Annotated in this window: 15 protein-coding genes; all 15 read left to right on the forward strand. The window is 41.0% G+C overall.

What is annotated here, in order from left to right; genetic code table 11:
* The 15 genes from NV379_RS18465 (at position 1) to NV379_RS18535 (ending at position 23,220) form a co-directional block, all read left to right on the forward strand.
* Positions 1–1,107: an ABC transporter permease gene (locus NV379_RS18465; protein ID WP_258208817.1), complete on the forward strand. Its 1,107-nt coding sequence runs from the start codon at positions 1–3 to the stop codon at positions 1,105–1,107.
* Between the two features lie 26 nt (positions 1,108–1,133).
* Positions 1,134–3,737: a condensation domain-containing protein gene (locus NV379_RS18470; protein ID WP_258208818.1), complete on the forward strand. Its 2,604-nt coding sequence runs from the start codon at positions 1,134–1,136 to the stop codon at positions 3,735–3,737.
* Entirely contained in the window at positions 3,730–4,881 is a 1,152-nt protein-coding gene (locus NV379_RS18475) for a condensation domain-containing protein (RefSeq protein WP_258208819.1), read from the forward strand. The genes NV379_RS18470 and NV379_RS18475 overlap by 8 nt, the downstream gene beginning before the upstream one ends.
* Before the next feature lie 11 nt (positions 4,882–4,892).
* On the forward strand, positions 4,893–6,467 hold the full coding sequence (locus tag NV379_RS18480; RefSeq protein ID WP_258208820.1) for a non-ribosomal peptide synthetase: 1,575 nt from the start codon (positions 4,893–4,895) through the stop codon (positions 6,465–6,467).
* The gene (locus NV379_RS18485) at positions 6,451–7,926 is read left to right on the forward strand and encodes a condensation domain-containing protein (RefSeq protein ID WP_258208821.1); all 1,476 of its coding nucleotides are present in this window, start codon (positions 6,451–6,453) and stop codon (positions 7,924–7,926) included. Before NV379_RS18480 ends, NV379_RS18485 begins: the two co-directional genes overlap by 17 nt.
* Position 7,927: 1 nt before the next feature.
* Positions 7,928–9,088 carry an ACP S-malonyltransferase gene (locus NV379_RS18490; protein ID WP_258208822.1) on the forward strand — a complete coding sequence of 387 codons (1,161 nt, stop codon included), beginning with the start codon at positions 7,928–7,930 and terminating at the stop codon, positions 9,086–9,088.
* A 39-nt stretch (positions 9,089–9,127) separates the two neighbouring features.
* The gene (locus NV379_RS18495) at positions 9,128–12,868 is read left to right on the forward strand and encodes an SDR family NAD(P)-dependent oxidoreductase (RefSeq protein ID WP_258208823.1); all 3,741 of its coding nucleotides are present in this window, start codon (positions 9,128–9,130) and stop codon (positions 12,866–12,868) included.
* A 22-nt stretch (positions 12,869–12,890) separates the two neighbouring features.
* Positions 12,891–17,393 carry an SDR family NAD(P)-dependent oxidoreductase gene (locus tag NV379_RS18500; RefSeq protein ID WP_258208824.1) on the forward strand — a complete coding sequence of 1,501 codons (4,503 nt, stop codon included), beginning with the start codon at positions 12,891–12,893 and terminating at the stop codon, positions 17,391–17,393.
* Positions 17,386–18,597, forward strand: a complete 1,212-nt coding sequence (locus tag NV379_RS18505; protein ID WP_258208825.1) for a beta-ketoacyl synthase N-terminal-like domain-containing protein — start codon at positions 17,386–17,388, stop codon at positions 18,595–18,597. Before NV379_RS18500 ends, NV379_RS18505 begins: the two co-directional genes overlap by 8 nt.
* Positions 18,594–19,337, forward strand: a complete 744-nt coding sequence (locus NV379_RS18510) for a thioesterase II family protein (protein ID WP_258208826.1) — start codon at positions 18,594–18,596, stop codon at positions 19,335–19,337. Before NV379_RS18505 ends, NV379_RS18510 begins: the two co-directional genes overlap by 4 nt.
* A complete protein-coding gene (locus tag NV379_RS18515) occupies positions 19,309–20,910 on the forward strand; it encodes a non-ribosomal peptide synthetase (protein WP_258208827.1) in 1,602 nt (533 codons plus the stop codon). The genes NV379_RS18510 and NV379_RS18515 overlap by 29 nt, the downstream gene beginning before the upstream one ends.
* Entirely contained in the window at positions 20,891–21,550 is a 660-nt protein-coding gene (locus NV379_RS18520; protein WP_258208828.1) for a hypothetical protein, read from the forward strand. The genes NV379_RS18515 and NV379_RS18520 overlap by 20 nt, the downstream gene beginning before the upstream one ends.
* A gap of 14 nt (positions 21,551–21,564) precedes the next feature.
* Complete coding sequence (locus NV379_RS18525) at positions 21,565–22,239, forward strand: 4'-phosphopantetheinyl transferase family protein (RefSeq protein ID WP_258208829.1); 675 nt, start codon at positions 21,565–21,567, stop codon at positions 22,237–22,239.
* 197 nt (positions 22,240–22,436) lie between these two features.
* The gene (locus tag NV379_RS18530; RefSeq protein WP_258208830.1) at positions 22,437–23,072 is read left to right on the forward strand and encodes an accessory gene regulator B family protein; all 636 of its coding nucleotides are present in this window, start codon (positions 22,437–22,439) and stop codon (positions 23,070–23,072) included.
* A gap of 13 nt (positions 23,073–23,085) precedes the next feature.
* Positions 23,086–23,220 (forward strand): cyclic lactone autoinducer peptide, encoded by a 135-nt coding sequence (locus NV379_RS18535; RefSeq protein WP_258208929.1) that lies wholly within the window; start codon positions 23,086–23,088, stop codon positions 23,218–23,220.
* Positions 23,221–23,228 lie beyond the last annotated feature (8 nt).

Genomic DNA, 23,228 nt, shown 5'->3' on the forward strand with positions numbered 1-23,228 from the left:
ATGCGAGTGTTTGAATTGTATATCAAAAGGATTGTCAAACGTAGAATGACTTTCATCTTTATGCTGCTGCTTCCGATTATGTTTACCTTTATGGTTGTGGCGCAATATAAGGAAGCAACGAAAGTGAATTTAACCCTGTTTGTAGAGGATCAAGCCGTAAATACGTATGTTTCTAGCCTCCTGGAAAAGCAGGGCGTAACGTTAACACAAGTCAAGACGGCAGATGAGTCGATCCATCATAGCACGAATATGGGAATTGTTTTTACGAAAAATGTAAAAGACATTTACTCAAATCCAGATCAAATTCAGGTTGAAATGTATGCCAAAGAGACGAACTATAATTCCAAGTCATTAGAGATCAAGCTGAACAGTGTATTCTCGACACTTAAGACGCTGGCAAAGAATGCGAAAAGTGCAGATGCTTTGGCTGCAAGCATGAAGCAAGCTGAAAGTTCGGCAGCACCGATCAAAGTCGAATCCAGCATACTCGGTAACCCGAATGCAACTGTATTAACAAGTACATTTAATATGATTGCATTCATCATGCTCTTCCTGACGATGACGAATACCTTATTGTTCTTAGGCGACAAAATCCATACGACAACTCAGAGGGTATTGTTATCTACAAGTGGCAAGTTAAGTTACTATGTTCAAACTGTCGGTGTATTCGCGATTATCGGGATAGTGCAGTTTCTCGTCATGATTCTCTTGATGAAGACCGCATTTTCGATTGATTTATGGTTATCTGTAGGGGATCTAGTTCTATTGATTCTTGCCTATGGACTGCTCAATGTCATCTCGGCTGGAATTGGCCTACTGATTGTGAGCCGTACGACGAGATTGTCTACAGGCCGCTTGTTAATTACGGTTGTCTCACTTCCACTTGCTATGTTAGGTGGAACGTTATGGCCGAGTTCGATTATGCCAGAGGGCATGCAGTCTTTTGCTAAGATTTTGCCGACAAACTGGGTGACCGAACTAAATATTGAAATGTTTAGCGGATTCTCGGGAAATAATGGCTCGATCATGATGCATTTCGTCAGTTTGTTACTCTTTGCGGCTGCGATCTTCTTCTTACTGACTCGCGTCAAAACGGAAGATATTTAGGATAGGGCATGGGGGGCTATCAATCAATGGGGAAGATGGTAAACCAGATGGAGCTTCGAGAGATGGCTCCTTTACATGAGAAAATTGTATATGCAGAAAAACATAAGAAAAATTACGATATTTATTTCTCCGTTCAATATGATTCAAAGCTTTCAGTAGACGAACTTGATGCAGCTATTCAATATGTGATGAGCGAGACGGAAGTGTTTCATTATCGCGTTATCCAACAAGGTTCACAATATGGGTTTGGTTATGATCGTGGTGGTGCATCTTTATTTAGAAGGGATCATTCTTTGGAAAAGCACAAAATCAATGTGCTGCAAGGTGATCCGCTCGCGAATTATTATATAAATGCTGCAGCAGGTCGAATCGAATTCTTAATGCATCACTTAATCTTCGATGGAGATTCACTATATTTGTTCTTAGATAACATCGAACAAGCGATTAGACAACGGCAGGAGCTATCATTGCCCACGGTACCTTACTCCATTAAATTTGGCTCTGACCGTAAGGATGAACGAGGTAGTTCCTATCAGGAGCAAATAAAGAAATGTACGAATCGAAGTCGAGAGCGTGCTGCATTAGATACTCCCATATATGCAAAAGGGGAACTGTCGCCCCAGGTCCATCGAGCAGTGATCTCACTTGCTCAAAAATTACGTGTAACAAAATTTGCTGTCCTACTCTTGGTGACTGCGCTCCTTGCGCGTCATCAGGAGCAGGTGATCGGCGTAGTTGTATCACGGAAAGATAAGCGGGATCAAGCGAATGTAATAGGTAATTTTACAGATATCGCGCCATTATTACTTCGGTTGGATACCAGTAAAAACTATATGGACAATGCGAAGATGGTCTTCAAGAATTTGTTCACTGCAATTGACCAATCAGCCTCTCTTTCTTATGACGAGTACCGAGGCATGGTGGGTCCAAGAGGGTTTGATTACATTGTGTCTTATACTAGAATGCAGCATCTTGAGGAGCAATCGACTATTTTTTCAAAGTTGGAACTGGGTCCTTATTTAGTTAAATACGATAACCATGTTCAGTTTAATGAATATCATGATCACTTGGCTTGGGAAATTTGTTATAACGATCCATTGATGCACATCATTCAATCGAACTTGGAGGATCTGATATTGGGACTGGATCAGATGGAATTAACGACAATCGTTACAATTGATGCATGTCCTGCTACAGAGAAGGTGCAAGTGGAACAATCTAGCGATGTGCCGCCTATTCAAGAAGATGAAGGATTCTCTATGGATCAATTGTTTAGTCGATATGAGGAGCATGTTAATCTGTTTGACTCCGGTATATCTTCGTTCGAAATTGCGAATCTGATTACAGATGTCCATGAAAAGTTGGGAGTGACGTTATCATACTCGGATATGTATTCCACTTCTACTATTGCGGAATTGAAAGGTTTAATTACCTCTAGATTCGATCCGGTACAGGTTAAAGAGCAAGTTTCGAATAAACCTTACTATGTTTGTCCAAGTTTCGTAAAGGCGATCTTCATAGACAGTTTCCGATTTGTCGATTCAGACCTGTATGACGTGGTTTATGCTTATCGACTGAGGAAATCTGCACATTGTGAGCTAGAGAAGTTGAAATTTGCTATCGAGCAGGTGATTCGAAGCAATGATGTATTCGCGACCTCCTTTGCGTATGAAGATGGTGAAGTGATCGGGGTGGTGCAAAGCGACCGGTTGGTGGAACTCGATCTGATTGAGGTAACAGAATTAGCGGATATGAATCATTTGCCGAGATGTCTTCAAATTCTAGGTAAGCAGAAACTTTGGGATTTGAAACTCATTCATATTCAATCTACGGACGAAATGTATTTCTATGTGCATATGCATCACATCATTGTAGATCATATGGCGTTAGGTATTTTTCTTCAGCAAATTGAAATGAATTACCACGGAATCATGCCTTCTTATACCCAGTACAGTCAAATTTCGAATCTATATGAAAAAACGATAAATCAAGCGCTTCAGGGTTGGAGTAATTACCTGGATCATGACAATTACCCCAATATCGGCAAACCTAGTTTAGCTTCAGGCCATTATACAGATTATGAATGGATCATACCGAAAGTAAATGATTCCTATTCAATAATGGAAAAAAATGTGGTGGGCGCTATTACACGTACGCTCGCTCCTATCTTCGGTGAAAGTAAGGGGTACATTGGCGCCGTGTATCATGGCAGAGTCGTTCCAAATTCGAATCAGGTGATTCAATCGTTCGCAAGGGTACTGCCGATCTTCTTTGATATAACGGATGAAGAAGTTGTACAGTCCAGTTTGCGAAATGCCCACGAGTATCAAGCGGTATCCATCTATGATCTTCAATCAGCGGGCGTAGCGATTGAATATCCGCATATCGTCATTCAAACCTTACCTCCTCAAGCAGCGCCTTCTGTCTTATTTGATCACACAATTGAGTTCGAAGGGCAGAATAAATTCCAATTATTTATCAATCTTATACCAACTGATCAGGCTTGGAAGCTGCATGTCTACATGGATTCGGGAATCTATGATGCTTCTGAAAGGGATGCAATTGTTACCGCTATTGAGAGTGGTTTGCTCCAATTAGACACGATTGAAGGTGATAAAGCAGATGATTAATTCAGTGATCGTTGATGATACTTGTGAACTTACCTTCATGCAGAAGAAGATGTTTATATGTAACAGGATGCCGATCTATCGACTTCCGATGCTGTATGAATTGAATGATGGGGTCACCTATGAATCCGTACAAGCTGCTGCTTATCATACTTTCAAAGCTCATCCTGCGCTTCAAGTTAAGTATGAATACGATCCATCTCAGCGACAGTTTTATCAGCGAATGTTACCTTTACGAGAAGAGCAGTTCCAGATACCGATTCATACGGCCAAGGAAGACGTCAGTCAGTATATAATCAATCGACCAAACAAGCTCGATTTAAGTCGAAATTACCCCTGGGCATGTGAGTTTATTGAAGATCAACATCATCGTTACCTCTATATCGAATTCCATCATATTTGCATGGATGGATTGGGCATTCGTAGCTTTGAGAGGACATTTATCAATCAACTACATGGCATTCCTATTCCTTCTTCAACAGAGATCAGCGGTTTAACAACCTATAAGAGAATTTGCACCTTCGAGCAACAAGAACGTGAGGATGAACGTGCGACAGTAAACAACTTGAAACTTCCAGAAATCATCAGTTCTTCTAAGGAGATAAGGTTAAATCGCTTCACACAGTGCATGGACGAGCAGAAACAAGCTGTCATTGCTAGAATTGCAAAAATGATGAATGTTACCAAGGGTACCGTCTACCAAGGTTTAATGGAAGAAGTTTGGAAGAAGGAATGTGTTGGAGAGGCTTATGGAGCAATAGGCAATTGGCGTTCTCAGCTAGGTAATTTAAACGAAGTGGGATGCTTTGTAAACATACAGCCTCAATTCTTAAATAGAGATCACAGTCTGGAAGAGCGGACGAAAGCCATATTTAATACCAATTGGAGACGCTTTATGAATCCGTCTCAAGAGGTGCTCAGTAGTCTGGATTTCTCCATCGTTTTCTCTTATGAAGAGGATATGTTTCAGTACTTCCGCTATATCCCGGTTGATCAACTTTGTAAGTTCGATTTATATGTTCGGGTCTACAGTTACGATAAGCAGACTCATATCGAGTTCGAGTACAACAGGGGCAAATACTCGGAAGATCAGATGATGATTATGTATAAGCAATTTGAATCTATTCTTGACCAATATGTCGAATAGGAGGTTCTTTTGTGAATTTATTAGAATATTTTACAAAAATATTTAATATATACCAAGATAAACGTGCGATCGTGACGAATGACGGAGTGTTTACTTATAGGCAATTGAATAGTATCACGAGCCAGATTGCGAGTCATCTTATTTCACAAGGTATTGGTGAAGAGGATGTTGTGACCATTGAGACGGGTGATAAGTTAACCGCTATTCTGATGCTGCTTGGGGTGGTGCGTGCTGGTGCAGCCTACTGTGTGATTCCAGAAGATTATCCTGAACATCGCAAAGAACAAATGCGGGCAAAAGTAGATGTGAAGTGGACATTAACGGACTTAAGTTTCATTACGAACGAAGCGAAGTGCGAACCGCTCCTAATAAGCAGGAATCCAGACAGTCTGTTATATGTCATCTTTACATCTGGCTCTACTGGAATTCCTAAGGCGGTAGCGATCGAAGACAAAGCGATTCATAAAATTGTGAATCACCCCTCCTTCTATGCAGGTGAGGTCATTGCCCAACTTGCTCCACTTGAATTCGATGCCTCGATCTATGAAGTGTTTGGCGGCTTACTTAATGGGATGACTTTGCGTTTGATCAGCAAGGATGACAGCTTGGATTTCGAAGTGATGTCTCAATTGCTGGATGAGGTCGATTGCTGCTTTTTGACTACGCGATTATTCAACTTATACGTAGAGGAGCTTGGAGAAGATCTGCGCAAGTTATCGCTTATATTAACAGGTGGTGAGCGCTGCTCCGTGAAGCATCTTACCCAAGCATCACAATACTGTAAGGTGTACAACGTATATGGACCTACTGAAACTACGGTGTATGCAACCAAATATGAAGTGAAGGGTCATGAAGCAGAGATACCTATCGGTCAATTGTTTGATCATGGCTCCTATTTAATCGTGGATGCAGAGAAACAAGCCGTTGCTTTGGGGCAACAAGGTGAGTTATGCATTTCAGATTCTGGACTGATGCGGGGCTATATCGGAGATGATGCAGCAACAGAGAAAGTATTCTTTGAGCAGGATAACAAGCGGTACTACTCAACAGGTGATATCGTTTACGTCAATTCAGATGATCATATTGTGTATGTGGAGCGCAAGGATCGCCAAGTCAAAATTGCTGGTTATCGCATTGAGCTTAGTGAGGTAGAGAATTGTGCCTATTCCTATGGGTTACAGAAAGAATGCTACGCTCATTATGATGGCAAACGACTCTATTTATACGTCAAAGATCAAGTGGATCTCGAAAGTTTTCGTCAGCATTTAAGAAGTAGGTTACCTGATTATATGATTCCAACGGTGAAGGTGGTGGACATTATTCCTATGAATACGAATGGAAAAACCGATGTGCATGCGATCTCGGAAAATCCGCAATTAACTCCGGATCATGAGATTGTAGATGTCGTGAAGAATGTGCTTAAAAGTGAAATTGACCTGGGGATGACCTTCCTAGATCTGGGTGGTGATTCGATTAAAGCGATGGAGATCATTTGGCAGTTGGGAAGCAAAGGGTACCAATTGGATCTGAATATGCTTTTCAGTCGAACGTTAGGAGAGATCGTGGACAATGTTGCAAATGGTTAGTGGTAACGAAAAACGAATCATTAACAGCAGTCTATCCAGTAAGGCCGCTTACAATATACCACTTTTCATTCAATTTCCGAGTGGCCTGAACATCCCGAAGATGTATCACTTGCTAACACACTATTTTGAGAAGCATGCCATTTTTCGAACGTCCTTTCTGATCGATGAACATATTCATAAGAAAATTAACGATGACATCCCAGGCATTGAAGTACAGACGATGATGCGATTAGACAAGGAATTGCTGCTTGAGAGGCAATTGATTTCTATCGAAGATCGAGATCTAGTACGGGTTGTGCTCTGCAAAGTTCGCAATGCTGCTTCTGATTATATGTTCATTAATATTCATCATGTTCTCATGGATGGATTTAGTGTAAATCTCTTTTTGCAAGATTTGATTCGTGCATATCTATATGATGAGCCATCAAATTTGGAGATAACGACAGATAATGGAAACTCTCCGCTCAATCCAAATAGCACGAATTTGGCTTCGATCAATTTTGATCATTACGGTGAGTTTAAGAGCAAGCTGCTGCATAAGCAAGTAGAGGCTGTTCATTATTTGAACGAACAACTCCTTCTATTGGAAAGGCCACTTCTAAAGTATTCCGAGTTTGCGATTTGTTTGGCGGCTTTTACGATCAGTGTGGCCGAGTGGCTTAAAAGCTTGCGTGTCTATTTAACTTATCCGGCTTTAGGTAGAGACAGGCTCAATTACCAAACACTAGGGAACTTTGTACAGCTAATTCCCTTCTACCACGAGTTTAATCTTAATAGTGAGCGTGATGTGAATCAAACCATTGCAGAGATTCAGCAGCGAATATTCTCAACTTTAAGTGCTCCGGATTTACATAGCGATGGACGCGGGATGGACCAAATGAGCCATCTGAGTATTTATCGTGATGTTGTCTTCGATTACAAATCAGGCAGTCTTATTGGCACTCTATTAGATGAAAAGCATGGCATTACATTAGAAGAGGCAAATAGTTATCGGGATGAGAAATACGGATTGCACGTCTCTGTATATAAGTCGCAAGACAAGCTTACCGTTCATCTGATTTCCAGTGAGTATGAGCTAGAAGATCTGCAGGAGCTTCTTGCACTTTTCGACAAAAATGTCCAAGCATTGTATAAATCTGATCAAGTGGATTTAAACAAATTGATAACGGTACAGGAAGTTGCTGCAACAATTGAGATTTTGAAACCACCAAGCAATAGGCAGAGTGCTGTGTATGAGGAAGTGAAGGAACTCGTTATAACCCTATTGGAAGACGAAGTTACTGTTGGGGAAGATGAGAGTTTCTTTGATCTCGGTATGGACTCCTTAATGCTGGTGAAATTCAAGAAAAAGGTTAAAGAAAAATTTAATATCAACTTAAAAATATCTGATTTTTTCAACTATTATACGACTGAATTATTAACCAATAAAATTATGGAATATTTAAAGGAGGCACATTGAAATGAAAATTGCATTGTTATTAGCAGGACAAGGAACGAAGGTAACGGAGCAGGTTAAGGAATTATGGCTAGGTCATGCAGAGACTAGACGAATTATTGAAGCAGCAGAAGCACAATTGAAGGAGCCAATTCAAGAATGGTTGACTTCAGATTTAAGCCAGGATACGTGGAAAGCACAGCTCGTGACGTACATCGGATCTATGTGTATGTATCAATTGTATAAAGAGAAAGTTGGTTTATACCCCACGTATGTGCTGGGTCATAGCTTAGGCGAAATTACAGCTCTTACGATTGCTGGTGCCATGACTTATGAAGAAGGTCTACAACTTGTAGATATTCGAGGTAAAGCTATGAAAGATGTTACGGAAGATAAGGAGCATCTTGGTATGATGGCGATCTTTGCTTCACCACAGCGTGTGGAGGAATTATTAGATGGATCGAATCATATCACGGTAGCGAACTACAATTCCGCTAAACAGACTGTGATTGCAGGTGTAAAGAAAGAGCTTCAAGAGTTTGCGAAGCAACATCGTCTGGAGGGTGTAATCCTTGGTGTAGGTGGAGCATTCCATACGGATTATATGAAAGATGCTGCTGATTCTGTCTATACACAATTAGAGAAAATGACGTTTAATACTGATTTAACTACCCAAGTTATTAGCAATAAGCATGCTGCGGCGTATCCAATTGAACGAATTCGTGAAGAGATCGCAAGTCAGATCGTGAGTCCAGTGAAGTGGAGTCAATCGGTTGATTTTGTGAAAAACAATGGAGTTCAAGTCATCGTGGATTTATCACCTAATGGCATGTTCGTCAAAATGTTTAAGGAATTAGATTCGATTTATGCCTTCCATGATGAAGAAAATAGGACAGCTCTGCTTAAAGAGCTTAAGGATGATATCGAAGTCAATCAACATTATGACTTATATGCGCGTACACTCGGGGTAATCGTATCCACGAAGAACAATAGTGAAGATCAAGAAGCTTATGACAATATCGTAATGACAGGATACAACGAAATTAAATCTAGAATTGGCTCTAATGTGACAGATGAGGATATTCGTAAGACGCTGTCTCTAATGGAACTCATCTTACGTACGAAGGAAGTGCCTGAAGTCGAAATCATGGAACATCGGAATAAATTAGCTTGGAAAGTGGGTTAACAACTGATTGAACAATATAGAAGGAAGGAGAGGATCGGATTGCAATCAGGGGATATCGCGATTATTGGTTTAGATATTCAATTACCTCAATGCAGGGATCAAGGTGAAGTGTGGGAATTCCTTCAAGAGAAGCGAGTATCAAGAAGAAAGTTTCCATCGGATCGATTACAGCAGATCGGTATGTATGATGACGTCGATCAATTTATGGAAGGGTCATATCTAGATCAGATTGATGAATTCGACCACAAATTTTTCCACATCTCACAGAAGAGTGCGGATTATATGGAGCCGAATCAAAGACTTACGCTGCTTAGTGCGACAAGGGCACTTCATGACGCTGGTTACTTGGATAAAATCCGGGGTACCCATACAAGTGTATATGCGAGTGTAAACACGACTCAGCAGTATCAATATTTGACGCTGCTTCAAGAACGTAAGTTAAAACCGGATTTGTTAGGAATGCTGAATTCTACCATATCAAGTCGAATTCATTATATTTATGATCTTAAAGGCCCATCGGTCATGACGGATACAGCCTGTTCTTCTTCATTGGTGTCTGTTATTCAAGCCTCTCAAGCTTTGCGTGAAGGGACGATTGATTCGGCGATTGTCGTCAGCTCGAATGTTTATGTGAAGCCGGGCTATAAGGCAGATAAATTGGTGGATATATTGGCAGGGGATGCGAAGACAAAGACATTTGACGAACGTAGTACAGGAACCTCTCTTGGAGAAGGTGTATGTTCCGTTATTCTGAAACGATTGGCAGACGCACAGCGAGATGGAGATCCGATTTATGGGGTGATCAAAAGCTATGCAATGAATAACGATGGTCTCACCATGAATATGTCCTCTCCTAATCCGCTTGCACAGGAAAATTTAATTGAGCGAGCATGGGCTCCTCTATCTGCGGATATGAGCAAGCTAGCGTTCATAGAGGCACATGGAACGGGAACGGCGATAGGCGATACGATTGAGTTTGAAAGCTTGCATCATTATTTCAAGCAGCAGCCTTTGAAGAAGCAATCGGTAGCTTTAACTGCGTGTAAATCCAACTTTGGACATTTGGACGTGGCATCTGGTTTATTTTCACTCATCAAATGCGTTCTCAGTTTGCAAAATCGTATTATTCTGCCGCATCCAGACTTTGTGATTCCAAATGAAGATATCGAATTTGAACAATCCGTTTTCTATATTCCAGATCGCTCTCAGGCTATTGGTGAGCAAGCGTTAGCGGGAATTAGTTCATTTGGTATGACAGGTACGAACGCACATGTTGTATTGGAAGGTTTCAGCAGTCAGAGAATTAAGCCAAGCTCGGAGCTTCCTTTCCAGTTATCAACGTATTGGTTTCCACAAGAAGCAAATTCATTTGCAATCGATCATGATTGGCAGCGAATCGAGACAGAGGAAGCACTCACGATACAGTTCCCTCTTCATGTCAATAAGAATTGGGAGATTAGGGAGCATAAGTTTAATCGGGAGCACCTGCTTGTCGGCACAAGCATTATGGAAATCATTGCACAAAGCTTGGAGCAATCGGTGTATAACTTGGAACAGTATTCGGTGCATAATCTGCATATCTTAAGTCAGCTTAAGGTGCAAAATGGATCGTTTCCCATTGTCCTCGTGCTAGATAAGGAGAGTCTAAAAGCGACAGTTTCTTTCTCAGCCAATGGTGAAGGTTCGCGGAAATGGCTGCAATTCGAATTGAAGAAGAAAATACAAAATAGACCTCGTACTTCGCATCTATTGTTAGAAACTGCGGATATGGAAGAAATGATCGTTACCAGTCAAGTTGGGGAGACAGATGAGTCCGATATTTCCATCTCTGCAAGGTGGGATGTGGTGGATCAACTTTGGGTGAATCAGGAGCGGACCAAAGCACTTGTGAAACTAAAAGTACCAGCAGGTTATGAGAAGGAATTTAAGCGGTATCGCTTCTACCCTTCTATTTTAGATCCAGCATTCAATGCGCTTAATCGACTCGTCGTTTCGGATGATATCTTATTCCCATGGCATTGGAGTGAGATTGATTTTCATACCTCATGCTTAACGGGTGATCATTATTATTCTGAAATTGAAGTGCGTGATCAGACAACGGATGAACGGGGGAACATCATCGTTTCTTACAATATCCGTTTATACAATGCAGAGCTGCAAGTCATATTGTCAGCCGACAATTACAAGGTGAAGAATGCACTTAGTGGACAAGGGACGGAGCTAAGCACTTATTTTAAGCAAGAACAATTTATCCTAACGGATTATGAAGCACATCAGAAAGAGCGAAGCACACTTCATATTGTGCATGAATCACGGCGTAATCGCGTGATGGGTAGGACGACACTTTACTTTAACGAGCTCACAGATTTGCAGCAGCTGGATCTTCGCTTGATCGAAGCGGAACAGATTTATTTCTGGGACCGGGATTATACGGACGAAACTGCGATTGCCAGTGACACCTATGAGCTTAGTCAATTTTTATTACGCATCCATAAGGAATTGAAAATTAATTCGTTCTATTATGCGAGCTCAGCGGTATTTGGTTTCGATAACATGAATGCGCTCAATCGTAGTATTGCGATGGGTACGTATTCGCTCCGCTTGGAGATGAATTATCGAATTGTCATTCTGGATACCGACGATCAAGTGGATGCGGAAAATCTAGCAAAGATAGATTTCTTACAGGAAGATTTGGTTGTGGTACGTCACCAGCAGTATTACCGAATTCGATTTAAGCAACTCAAACTTGCTCCGATATCGATACCGAAGTTTAATACGAATACGGTATTAGTTATTGGTGGAGGGGCAGGTATAGGGCTCGCATATACCCGTTATATGACGGAGCAATATCCGAATATCCGAATTGTTGTTGCTGGCCGTAAGCCAATTTGGACTGCATCCGAATCTATGCTCGGCAGACAAGTGGAATATGTGTCGCTTGATATTACAGACGAAGCAAGACTTCAATCATTTGCAGCTGCGCAGCAGCATATGGATTACATTCTTAATTTTGCAGGTGAGCCAGGTAGTGGGTTGTTCGTGAATAAATCGAAATCGGACTTCTGTGAGCGAACACGAAGTAAAATTAATGGCTCCTCCCTATTAAAGCGTTATTTCCCGAATGTAAAAGAAATCATTCATTTCTCTTCTTTAGCGGGTCTGATCGGAGCAATGGGGCAAAGTGAATACTGTACAGCTAACGCCTATCAATCGGGTATAGCATACGGTGATTCAAATGTAAGAACCTTGAACTTAACAGGTTGGACGGATGTAGGGATGTCAGCTGGTAAAGACGACTATTACTTTGAGAAGCTCCATAGTGAAGCTGGTGTAAAACTAATTGATTGGTTTGTTCAATCTGATGTCGGGCAAGCCTTCATGTTCAAGACGAAACCGGCGGTGGAAGAATACGCCTCCATTTTCCACAAGATGACGAAAGCTCTTATTAGTCGCTCAGCTATGCATGAAACAACTAGTAGCAGCAATTCGATTCATGAGGATATCGAGCAGGTATGGAAATGTACCCTCGGAGACGATGAATATGAATTAGAGGTTAGTTTTTTTGAACAAGGTGGAGATTCCATTACAATCGTACATCTGTGTGATGAGCTTAATAAATCGTTCCCGGGAGTTTTTGATGTGACTACGTTATTCTCGATACCGACGATACAAGGTCAGATCGATTGGGTGAAACAGACAACATCACAGACGAAGCGAACGCCAGATGCCAAGGATCAGTACGTAGACGCAGCAGACATTTTAGCATTTTTATCAAATTAGATGGGGAAGAGGCGATTCATAAATGAAAGTAAGTGAATTTATTTTTGATCAAGTGAAAAAAGGGAATTTAGATGCTGCAACTGGCAAAGAATTGCTGGAAGAAGTAATGCCAGATGATATCGCAATTGTTGGTATTTCTTGTGAGTACACGAATGTGAAGGATACTTTCGAGTTTTACAATGCCGTGAAGAATGGAAAGCGTGGATTTAAGACTTTCCCTGAAGATCGGGTATCTTATATTCCTAAGGATCATAGTTACTTGCATAATGGTGCGGCTCATTTAAAAACAACCAAGGAAGACTTTCTCGATCGACTTTGCCAAGAAAAGGGGGCATACCTAGAAGATATTGACGCATTTGATCCTCAATTTTTCGGTATCTCGCATGAGGAAGCGAAATATATCGATCCGACGCACCGGCTTGTGATGAAACATTCTTATTTAGCAATTGAAGATGCGGGAATCCGCTTAGACAAAATTAAGGATAGTAAGACGGCGATTTATATCGGGAAAGACAAGTCAATCACAGCGAATTATCGCTCGGAGATCGAAGAAGATTCGAATTATGTGAACTCTGGATGCTGGGAGGGCATTCTGGCGAGCCGACTTAATTATATTTACAATCTTTCAGGAGGTTCGTTTGTCATCGATACAGCGTGCTCATCCTCTCTCGTAGCTGCTCATATCGCGATGAAAACTTTACGTGATAAAGAAATTGATACCGCACTCGTTGGTGGTATTGCGCTAGGGTTATTTCCGAGACAAGGCGGCGTAATTGATCAATATAGCAATGTTGAAACATCCCGTTCTTTCCTCAAAGTATTCGATGTGGAGTCCTCAGGAACGATCTTTGGCGAGGGTGTCGGAATTATCGTTATGAAGCGGCTGAAGGATGCAATTGCAGATAATGACAACATCTACTCCGTTATTCGAGGCAGTATGATTAACAGCGATGGGAAGTCGAATGGTCTAACAGCACCTAATCCTCATGCACAGAAGGACTTGCTTCTAGCAGCTTATGAACGCAGCCAAATTTCACCTGAGACCGTAGAATACATTGATGCTCACGGTACAGGTACGAAGCTCGGCGATCCGATTGAGGTAAGAGGACTAACAGATGCTTATAAGAAATTTGTGGATAAGAAAGGATTCTGTGCACTCACGAGCTTGAAGGAGAATATTGGACATACAGTTGGAGCTGCAGGTGTGGGTGGTTTGATCAAAATGTCTCTGGCATTGCGTAACAAGGAAATTTTCCCTAACCAATCGTTTGAAGCACCGAACGAGTATATCAAATTTGTAGACAGTCCTTTCTATATTCCAACAAAAGCTAAACGATGGGAAAAGGGTAAATACCCGCGTCGTGGTGGAATTAGTTCCTTCGGATTCAGTGGTACGAATGCACATGTGATTCTTGAAGAGTATGACTATCAGCAAGAAAGTGTGGCAGTCGATCAAGCGTATCCATTCGTATTTACAGCACAATCACAGGAACAATTGGTTAAGGTTCTGAAAAAATTCGTTGCACACGCATCCTACATGCAGCACTATAACCTGCGTGACATTTCGTATACGCTCGTACACAAACGGAATCATTTCCAAGAAGGCGTTGGTTTCCAAGCGAATTCGAAGGAAGAATACGTAGGGAAGCTCGTAGAGGCGATCCGTTCACTTGAGCAAGGCGAGGCAATTGAGGGCATTTATTCTGGAGAGATTCAGTCGATTTCAAGTGATTTGAAGAAGATGATGCAGCATCGTCTCAAGACAAGCCAAGATGGGTTCACATTGAATGAACGTATTCAATTGTACTTGGACGGGTATGATCAAGCATTCGATGCGATTGAATATGGGAAAGCTGTAACGCAGTCTTTACCGACGTATGAATTTAAGAAAGAAATCCTGTGGGCGAATGTGAAGAAGTACGCGGCAAACAACAACAATGTAGGCCTGAGTCTGCCACTTCCTTTAACCTTGATTAAACAGCAGACATTGAAGACAGAAAATTCTGACGTATATGCCGTCACATTATCCCCTCAAGATTGGTACGTAGATGACCATCGAATTGGAGGCAAGCGCACGTTCTCGGGTACAACCTATACAGAAATTGCAGCCGAACTGGCAAGCTTATACTTCAAATCTCCATCTTTTACGATTGAAAAATTGTATTTCATGAATCTCATTCAGTTAGATGAGAAAAGTAAACGCTTCTTCATTCAAGTCAATAAATTAGCGTCGAAGCAATTGGATGTAGAAGTGTTCTCGTATGAGAATGACGATTTGGATCATTACGTCAAGCATGCGACATTTACTATGGTGGCAGCTAACGAATCGACTGTAGCTAAAGTTGATGTTACGACAGAATTTGAAGCCTTTTTACAAGAGCAAGCATCCCTTGGCGGAGAGACTAACAATTTCTTCAAAGGACGTTGGCAATTTGAGAAGCATAACTTCCGTTTAGCGCAGAATAGCAAGAACGAAATGCTCTTATCTTTATCATTAAGTGAAGAATTCCTTCACGATTTGAACGATTTTTACTTACACCCGTCTATTCTGGATGGCATTATGGGGGCTATGGTATTTGAACGTGCAATAAGTAGGAGTAAAGCTTACTTGCCGCTTTCTTACTTTAAATTTACGTACACGGGCTTGAAATTTACAAAAACCGTATACTCCAAGACCGAGTTCTTATATGATCCGGATCGTGATCATGATGTAATTACGGCAAAAGTATCTGTGTATAACGAACAAGGTGATCTTATTGCTTACGTTGATAAATATATGATGAAGGCATTCGCTAACATCTACTTTAAACCTTATTTACATCAAGTGAAGTGGGAGAAAGCAGCTAATCAACCAAACCTTAAAGTAAACTTGGCAGAAGCTTTATCTGGTCTGAAAGTATTGCTTATTGGCAATAAGGTGGCAGCAACATATGCAACGAGCGAGGAAGTTGCCGTACATGTTGTGGATTACAGAGAAGTGTTGCACACGACACTGGAAGATAAATATGACTTCGTGCTGTATGCACCTTGGTTAGGTGAAGCCTTACCTCCAAGTGAAGAGATCGAGCAGCATATGCTTCAATACTTCAATTTTGCGAAAAACGCGAATAAATGGGTTAAGCGTAACGGGAAAGTGGTTGTAATTGCAGACAATGGGGCAAAACTCGATAGCAGTGAAACAGTCGTCAATCCGCTTAATTATTCGCTATTAAGTGCAGGTCGAATTCTTGGTATGGAGAATACGGGCTTCAAGACGCTTACGCTGAATGTAGATGATTTCCAATTAGATACAGTGCTTGGACTCGCATTAACCGAGGAATTGGATGGAAAGAAATTGTTATACAGCAACGATACGTTATATGAAGAAGCGCTAGTTGAAGTGAAGGAGCTTGAAGCGGACCCTATAGAATTAGCAGATTCAGATTGTGTTGTAGTGACAGGCGGTTATGGTGGAATCGGTCTGGAGTATGTCGATCAGTTACTCGATCTAAATCCGAATGTGCATATTGCGATCCTTGGACGAACGGATGCACTAGCGGTACTCTCGAACAAACAATCTTTGACAGACATTGAGCAGAAGAAGCTAGAGAAGATCAAGAGTATCAAGGAAAAAGGGGCTAACGTTGAGTTCTATCCATGTGATATCGCATCGGAAGATCATGTTCGCCGTGTACTCGGAACTTTATCTACTGCCCGCCCTATTACTGGAATTGTACACTTGGCTGGGGTACCAGAGGAAGGTATGTTATTCGCGAAGACCGAGCAGCAATTCATGAGTATTGTATCGCCTAAAGTGACTGGAACGGTCTTGCTTAACAAATATGCAGCTAGTAGTTCCTTGAAGTTCTTCGTAACAAGTTCATCGATGACGACGATTGTTGGGTCGGCAGGTCAGTTCTCCTATACGTTTGCTAATGCCTTCTTGGAGGGAGCAGCATTAGCGGATTCGAGAGTCAGAACGATCCAATGGCCAGGATGGAACGATACAGGAATGGCGCTTGGATTTGGAGATCTTGCAGCAGCTGATGAGCACTTATTAATGAAATCTCTTTCATCGTTAGTTGGAAGACAATACATCAAGTTATCACTTGAGAAAAATGTAAGCAGACTCATTGTCGGTGAATTTAATTCCGCTAAAGTAACGGATTACTTAGCTGACTACATCCGCTTGCCTCAGCAATTCATAAGCTCTAACAAATCGGCAGATGCTGGCTTAGCAACAGATGAAGCTGCTCCGTATGCCATTAAATCATATGAACAATTAACAATTACAGGTACTGACAGTCAAGATGAGGTCGAAATGTTTATATCCGTCGTATTCGCTTCTGTTCTTGATCGCAATGAACTCGATGTAAATAAGAGTTTCACTGATCTTGGCGGAGATTCATTGAAAGCGTTCGGCATATACGCACCGATTGCAGAACATTTCAAGATTGATATTGAAGTAGCCGACGTATTTATATACCCAACCATTACGCAATTGAGTGAATATGTGAAGGAGTTACTGGAGGAGAAGAATGGTTAACCGCAGAGTCGTCATTGTCGATTGTGTACATGATTATCCGAACAAAGGAGAACAAGATGCGAAAGCGATTTTTAATGCGAAAGATCGTATTTGGCAAAGTCGCATGGATGAACTCTCCAGTCTGTATGATCAATCCATAGAATATGCAGGTTCATTCGATGGGTTGTTCTATGATTCGGTTACGGAAAAGTTTCCGGTGGAGCATGTGCCAGCTGAGAAAAGTCGGTTCTTGTTATCCAGTGAGCGAATGACACTTTCGTTATTCCAATCGCTGATGAAGCGTAACACTATTGGGGCAAAGAGTGAGATACTCCTATCGACGGGTACACCTCAGACAGATTCCCTTTCGAAATCTGCACTGTTTAGTGTTAAGCCCTCTGATATGGAGCATGCAATAACATTGCTTGATCCACTTAGTTATAACAAATATGCCTTAATGAATCGTCCAGGTGCAGCTATTGAAATGATAAGTGAGGCTTCCACATCAGGAGTGGCTTCCCTTTATAGCGCCTATCGAAAAATAAAAAATGGGGACTACGATGTTGCAATATCGGGCGGAGCAAGCGCCATTACCTTTCCAGTCCCATTTGATCTCTCTCAGTTTGGAAGCGGGCCAGATCGCTGGATAGAACCGTTCGAAGAAGGCGCATCGGGACATTATTTCTCGGAGGGAGGTGCTGCCTTTCTGCTGAAAGAAAGGCAGCAGGCTCTTGATGATGGCGATGTGATTCTAGCCGAAGTCATGGATATTACATCGGGTACGATGGGCAATGCAGTTGTGAATCGCAATTCACTTAAGAAACTGATTACGAAATCACTGCAGCAAGCAGGTGTCAGTGATGAAGCAGATATATTCCTAGAATTGTACGGAAGAGGCAATGAGATTGATGATACAGCTGAGATTTCTTGCTTAAGAAACTTACTGAAGAAATATGTGAATCTGCAAGGAGGGTTTCTTAAGAAAGATATCCAGTATGTTGTTGGTTACTACGGATTAATGGGACTATGCGGTCTGCTTGAAGCTAAACAGGAACAACGTCCAATGATGGGAAGTGAGATTCAGCAGCCTAATAAGTTTATTGGAACGATTGAGAATGGACAATGGGCCAAGCAGTATCATGAACATCAACTCTTATCGATTGTCATGTACAACATGTATGGAAACAGCTATAACTTGCTGGTTAAGGTGGGGGATGCACGATGAAATTGATATGTTTTCCTTATGCAGGAGCTCATGTAAATGTATTCACTGAGCTGCAAAAAGCGATGAAACAACTGGAGCCGGCGACCGAAGTGATTGCGATGGAATATGCAGGTCATGGCAAACGGTTCTCGGAACGTCCTTACCGATCCATACATGACAATGTTGCCGATTTGCTGCAAAAACTCCGTCAATCGTTATCGAAATCCGATGAGATCTCTCTTCTTGGATATAGCATGGGCTCCTTAGTCACCTATGAATTGGCACGAAATTTACTGCAAGAAGGATACAACATCAGGAAGCTTATCTTTATGGCGGGGACTCCCCCTCATCGTATTCAAACAGAGGATGAGGAAGATCTCGACGATGAAGCTTTGCTTCAAAAATGTCAGATTTATGGCTTGATTAAGGAGGACCAGTTCGCCTCGGCACAAATGCGTCAACTGTTCCTTCCCGCCTTGCGGAGTGATATTGAATCAGTTCATTTATATAACAAAATTAATCAGTACCATTGTCATCAATTTGATGAGGCGATTGATATTGCTGTATTTCAAGGGATCGAAGATCGATCCGTTACCGATGTAGATCACTGGCAGGACATTACGCAGCGGGATATTCAAGTATACAACTATCCAGCAGGACACTTTTTTATGAACGAAAATCAAGAAGAAGTGATTGCAGATATCATCTATTTTTTAAGGAGGAATTCAATTCATGACGAACTTGTTAGAAATATTAGGTGAACAAATGTCGGTCTTTGCAGGCAAAGTTGCGATATCTGAAAGTAGTCGCTCGATTACTTATGGAGACTTAAATGCATTATCCAATCGTTACATGGATTTCTTGATAAGAGAGGGCGTGAAGGCTAATGATGTTGTTGCTATTGAATTGGAACGTAGCATTGAAGCTATTGCTGCAATGGTCGCTATCTTAAAGGTTGGAGCTGCGTATACGGTAGTGAATAAAGACTACCCTGAGAACCGCAAGCAGTACATGAGGGAAGTATTGAATGTGAAGGTCACCATTGATATGAAAATGGAAGTTGCAGAAGAACCCGACACCAGTTGGAATTGTGTTACACGTTCCCCAGAGCAGTTATGCTATGTGATCTTTACATCAGGAACAACTTCGTTACCGAAGGCGGTGGGTATACCAGATCGTGGGGTATTGCGATTATTAGGTGAAGAAAGACTCGGCTTCTCTTCCAACAAGACCATCTCGCATATTAGTCCACTGGAGTTCGATGCCTCTATTATTGAGATCTGGGGCGGATTATTAAGCGGTATGACAATTGCCTTGTTGTCCAAGACCGAAATATTAAATATTTATCATGTTGAAAAAAGAATTCATCAAGAAATTGATATGATGTGGATTACGAGTTCCTTATTCAATTTCTGGGTGGATAAGAAGCCTGAAATGTTCCAAAACCTAAGTCATGTGATCGTTGGTGGAGAACAATTAAGCTTATCGCATGTGCGTGAAGTATTGAAATATACAACTGTTATTAATGGATATGGACCGACGGAAAACACGGTATTTACAACACTGGACGTGATGCGTAATGATGTCGATGAAATCGCGATCGGTACGGCTATTCACCGTACTCATGTATACGTAGTCGATGAGAAGGGGAAAGAAGCGGTAGAAGGAGAACTCTATGTAAGTGGTGACGGTGTAGCGCTTGGTTATCTTAGCAATCCAGAGAAAACGAAGGAATCGTTCATCGAATGGGAAGGCATTCCTGTCTACAAAACAGGGGATATCGTTCGAATTAATGATGAAGGCAAGATTGTATACTTGGGACGTAAGGATACTCAAGTTAAAATCAATGGTTACCGCATCGATCTTCAAGAAATTGAAAATACAGTTCGATCATTAGGCGTAAAGAACTGTCATGCTTTCGTTCAAGATAAACGAATCTACCTCGCCACTACTTCAAGATATGAGAATTTAAGCGGCAAACTTAAGAAGCTGCTTCCGATGTATATGATTCCTTCTAAGATTGCTTATGTTAAGGAATTACCTTTAACTGCAAATGGAAAGACCGATACAAAGTTGCTCTACGAAAGTTTTTTCCTCACGAAAAGCAAGAGAGTGGCGCAAATTATCCAGAAGTATGTACAAGCAGATAAGCTGGATGAGCATACGAACTTGTTTGAGTACAATATGGATTCCATTACTGTATGGGAAATTGCCAGGGACATTAATCAGCATTTCCAATCCGATCTCAGTTTCTTCGATATTATTGAGAATCCAACCATTCGTGAAATAACAGGTATGTTAGGGGAGGAATACTATGCAGCGAACAATTTATGATTTCTTGTACCATAAATATGATTTCTTGAATAAGGGGACGAATCCGACCTTTCGTCATCAGTTTCAAGCAAATATGAAGGTATATTGGGGATTGAAATTATTGGCTGTGACCTTCTATCTCGCGATCTTCCTTAAATTTGTGGGTCGTGATACGTTTTTGCCAAATGACACCTACTGGTTTGTAGCCTGTGTCACCCTTTTATTAATAGTCATCACACTTGCCTATTTTAATGTAGTTACAGCTTGGTTCGTCCTTACACTAAGTAAGCATCGAAAGTGGTTAGATAATTTGCTCATGATCGCAGGGGGTTTGTTATGTATAAGTATTTATTTGCCAACTTACACATTCGGCGATAGTACATTTGATCTTCAATCCCTGAATGATAACCTATTTATCCCGGGTCTGTTCATGTTTACAATCGGCATGTATCGTAAAATTCACTATCAGAAGTCAGGCGCTGTTGTGAGAAGTGCGCTGTTCAGTATTCTTGTCACTGCAGGTATATTGTTTCTTTTCCCGATTCACTCCATTGGGAAAAGCCTGTATCTCGGATTTATCCTACTCGTAAATGCGGGGTTCTTGGCTGATATGATTGTGTATTATTATTTGCATAATAAATCCAAGGCTAATTATCGATAAGGGTGATGGTGAATATGTTAAGTTCGAATTTAATCGAAATTAACAAACAATTAGAGATCGATGCGGATCTCGTACTTAGCCCAGCAGAGTATGAGATCTATCGAAACATAACGAATGAGAGTAGGAAGAATGAATATTTGGTTGGGAGATATGCAATCAAGCGGAATATCGCAGATAATATGCCTGCATACGATCTGCCTTTTACAAGCGTAACGATTGATTATGGTGCCCTCCGTTATCCGATTATTAAGGATAATCTGATCGAAGTTGGCCTCAGCCATTCGAAGCAATACGTGCTCTCTGTGATATATTCCAAGGATCATATCGTTGGTGTAGATATTGAAACGATACGCTATGAAATCCCAATCGAAGAGATGTTAAGCAGTGATGAGCTTCAATTAGTCGCTAATTATGGCAATCGACCGGAATTCGCTTATATGTTCTTTAGCTGCAAAGAAGCTCTAGGTAAAGCATTAAAAATGGGACTTCTTGCGGACTATTCCATCTATGAGGTCAGCGGTATGGACTGTGAGATGCTGCATGGAACAGAAGTGTTTCGATTACATTTCAGGCGATTCCCCTTCCTAATAGGATATTCATTCATGAAGAGTGAGAAGGAAATATGCAGTCTGGTCGTCCCCAAGAAGATGGATATCGAGCATATCATTCTTGAATTAATTGCTTCATAAGCTGAAAGGTAAATACCACGGGTTGATAGAATTATTTCTATTAGCTAGTGGTATTTACTATTATTTACAGTTAAGTGGGAAAATCAATCACTTGTGACACGCTTTTTGGCGAATCTATTCATCCAATACATCTATGACATCTTATAGGTATAAAAGCATATACATTACTAGAAAAAGATTATGATTATTTCAGAGAGGTGATCATTATCAAAGAGGAACAAGTGGTACATGAAAGTTTCGTAGAATCACTGGTAAGTTCATTCGCGAGTACACTGAATCAGGAGCGTGGCGGATCGAATATTGATTATTTAAAAATGAAGCTTGGCATCGAGATGCTACTCATTAATTTAAGTAAAGCCATCTTTGTCTATGGAATCGCCTTAATTATGCACGTATTCATTCCTACCTTGATTATTCATCTGAGTTACTTTGCTATTCGAAGGTCAGCCTTCGGTCTACATGCAAATACAAGTATATTATGCAATATTGTGAGTGTCCTATTATTTGTTGGTATTCCGCTGATCATTGAATACATCACAATAAACAACTATGTGGTAGCTGGTTTAGGTGTTGTTTGCACAACATTGCTATATCGATTCGCACCTGCTGACACTGATAAATATCCAATACTAGGTGAGAAGAAAAGAAGTAAATTAAGAAAGGAGACAGTTATTGCGAGCATTACGGTGAGTTGTGTTGCCCTTATTGTTCCGATCCCGATTGTAAAAAGCTTGATGATGTATGGTGTTCTTATTCAAGTCTCTATGGTACTACCAATTACTTATAAACTATTAAAAAGGAGCTGTAATAATTATGAACAATATGAACAATAGCTTTTTGGAGAATATGAAATCGAATGTGTTGAAATCTATGGGGAAATTAGCTTTAAGAGGTGGAGAAGTACAAATGGAAACGAGTTGTGCTTTGTTTAACTATGAACCTAAAATCCCAGTGGAATTATTAAACCAGAAATCAGAATAGAGCTAGGG

Source organism: Paenibacillus radicibacter, from assembly GCF_024721995.1.
GTDB classification, from domain to species: domain Bacteria; phylum Bacillota; class Bacilli; order Paenibacillales; family NBRC-103111; genus Paenibacillus_AM; species Paenibacillus_AM radicibacter.

Excerpts from the sequence above, each read along its gene's own strand:
- NV379_RS18505 (WP_258208825.1), top strand. The coding sequence starts at position 17,386 with ATGGTTAACCGCAGAGTCGTCATTGTCGATTGTGTACATGATTATCCG.
- NV379_RS18465 (WP_258208817.1), top strand. The coding sequence starts at position 1 with ATGCGAGTGTTTGAATTGTATATCAAAAGGATTGTCAAACGTAGAATG.
- NV379_RS18470 (WP_258208818.1), top strand. The coding sequence starts at position 1,134 with ATGGGGAAGATGGTAAACCAGATGGAGCTTCGAGAGATGGCTCCTTTA.
- NV379_RS18490 (WP_258208822.1), top strand. The coding sequence starts at position 7,928 with ATGAAAATTGCATTGTTATTAGCAGGACAAGGAACGAAGGTAACGGAG.
- NV379_RS18500 (WP_258208824.1), top strand. The coding sequence starts at position 12,891 with ATGAAAGTAAGTGAATTTATTTTTGATCAAGTGAAAAAAGGGAATTTA.
- NV379_RS18510 (WP_258208826.1), top strand. The coding sequence starts at position 18,594 with ATGAAATTGATATGTTTTCCTTATGCAGGAGCTCATGTAAATGTATTC.
- NV379_RS18525 (WP_258208829.1), top strand. The coding sequence starts at position 21,565 with ATGTTAAGTTCGAATTTAATCGAAATTAACAAACAATTAGAGATCGAT.
- NV379_RS18485 (WP_258208821.1), top strand. The coding sequence starts at position 6,451 with ATGTTGCAAATGGTTAGTGGTAACGAAAAACGAATCATTAACAGCAGT.
- NV379_RS18515 (WP_258208827.1), top strand. The coding sequence starts at position 19,309 with ATGACGAACTTGTTAGAAATATTAGGTGAACAAATGTCGGTCTTTGCA.
- NV379_RS18535 (WP_258208929.1), top strand. The coding sequence starts at position 23,086 with ATGAAATCGAATGTGTTGAAATCTATGGGGAAATTAGCTTTAAGAGGT.
- NV379_RS18475 (WP_258208819.1), top strand. The coding sequence starts at position 3,730 with ATGATTAATTCAGTGATCGTTGATGATACTTGTGAACTTACCTTCATG.
- NV379_RS18520 (WP_258208828.1), top strand. The coding sequence starts at position 20,891 with ATGCAGCGAACAATTTATGATTTCTTGTACCATAAATATGATTTCTTG.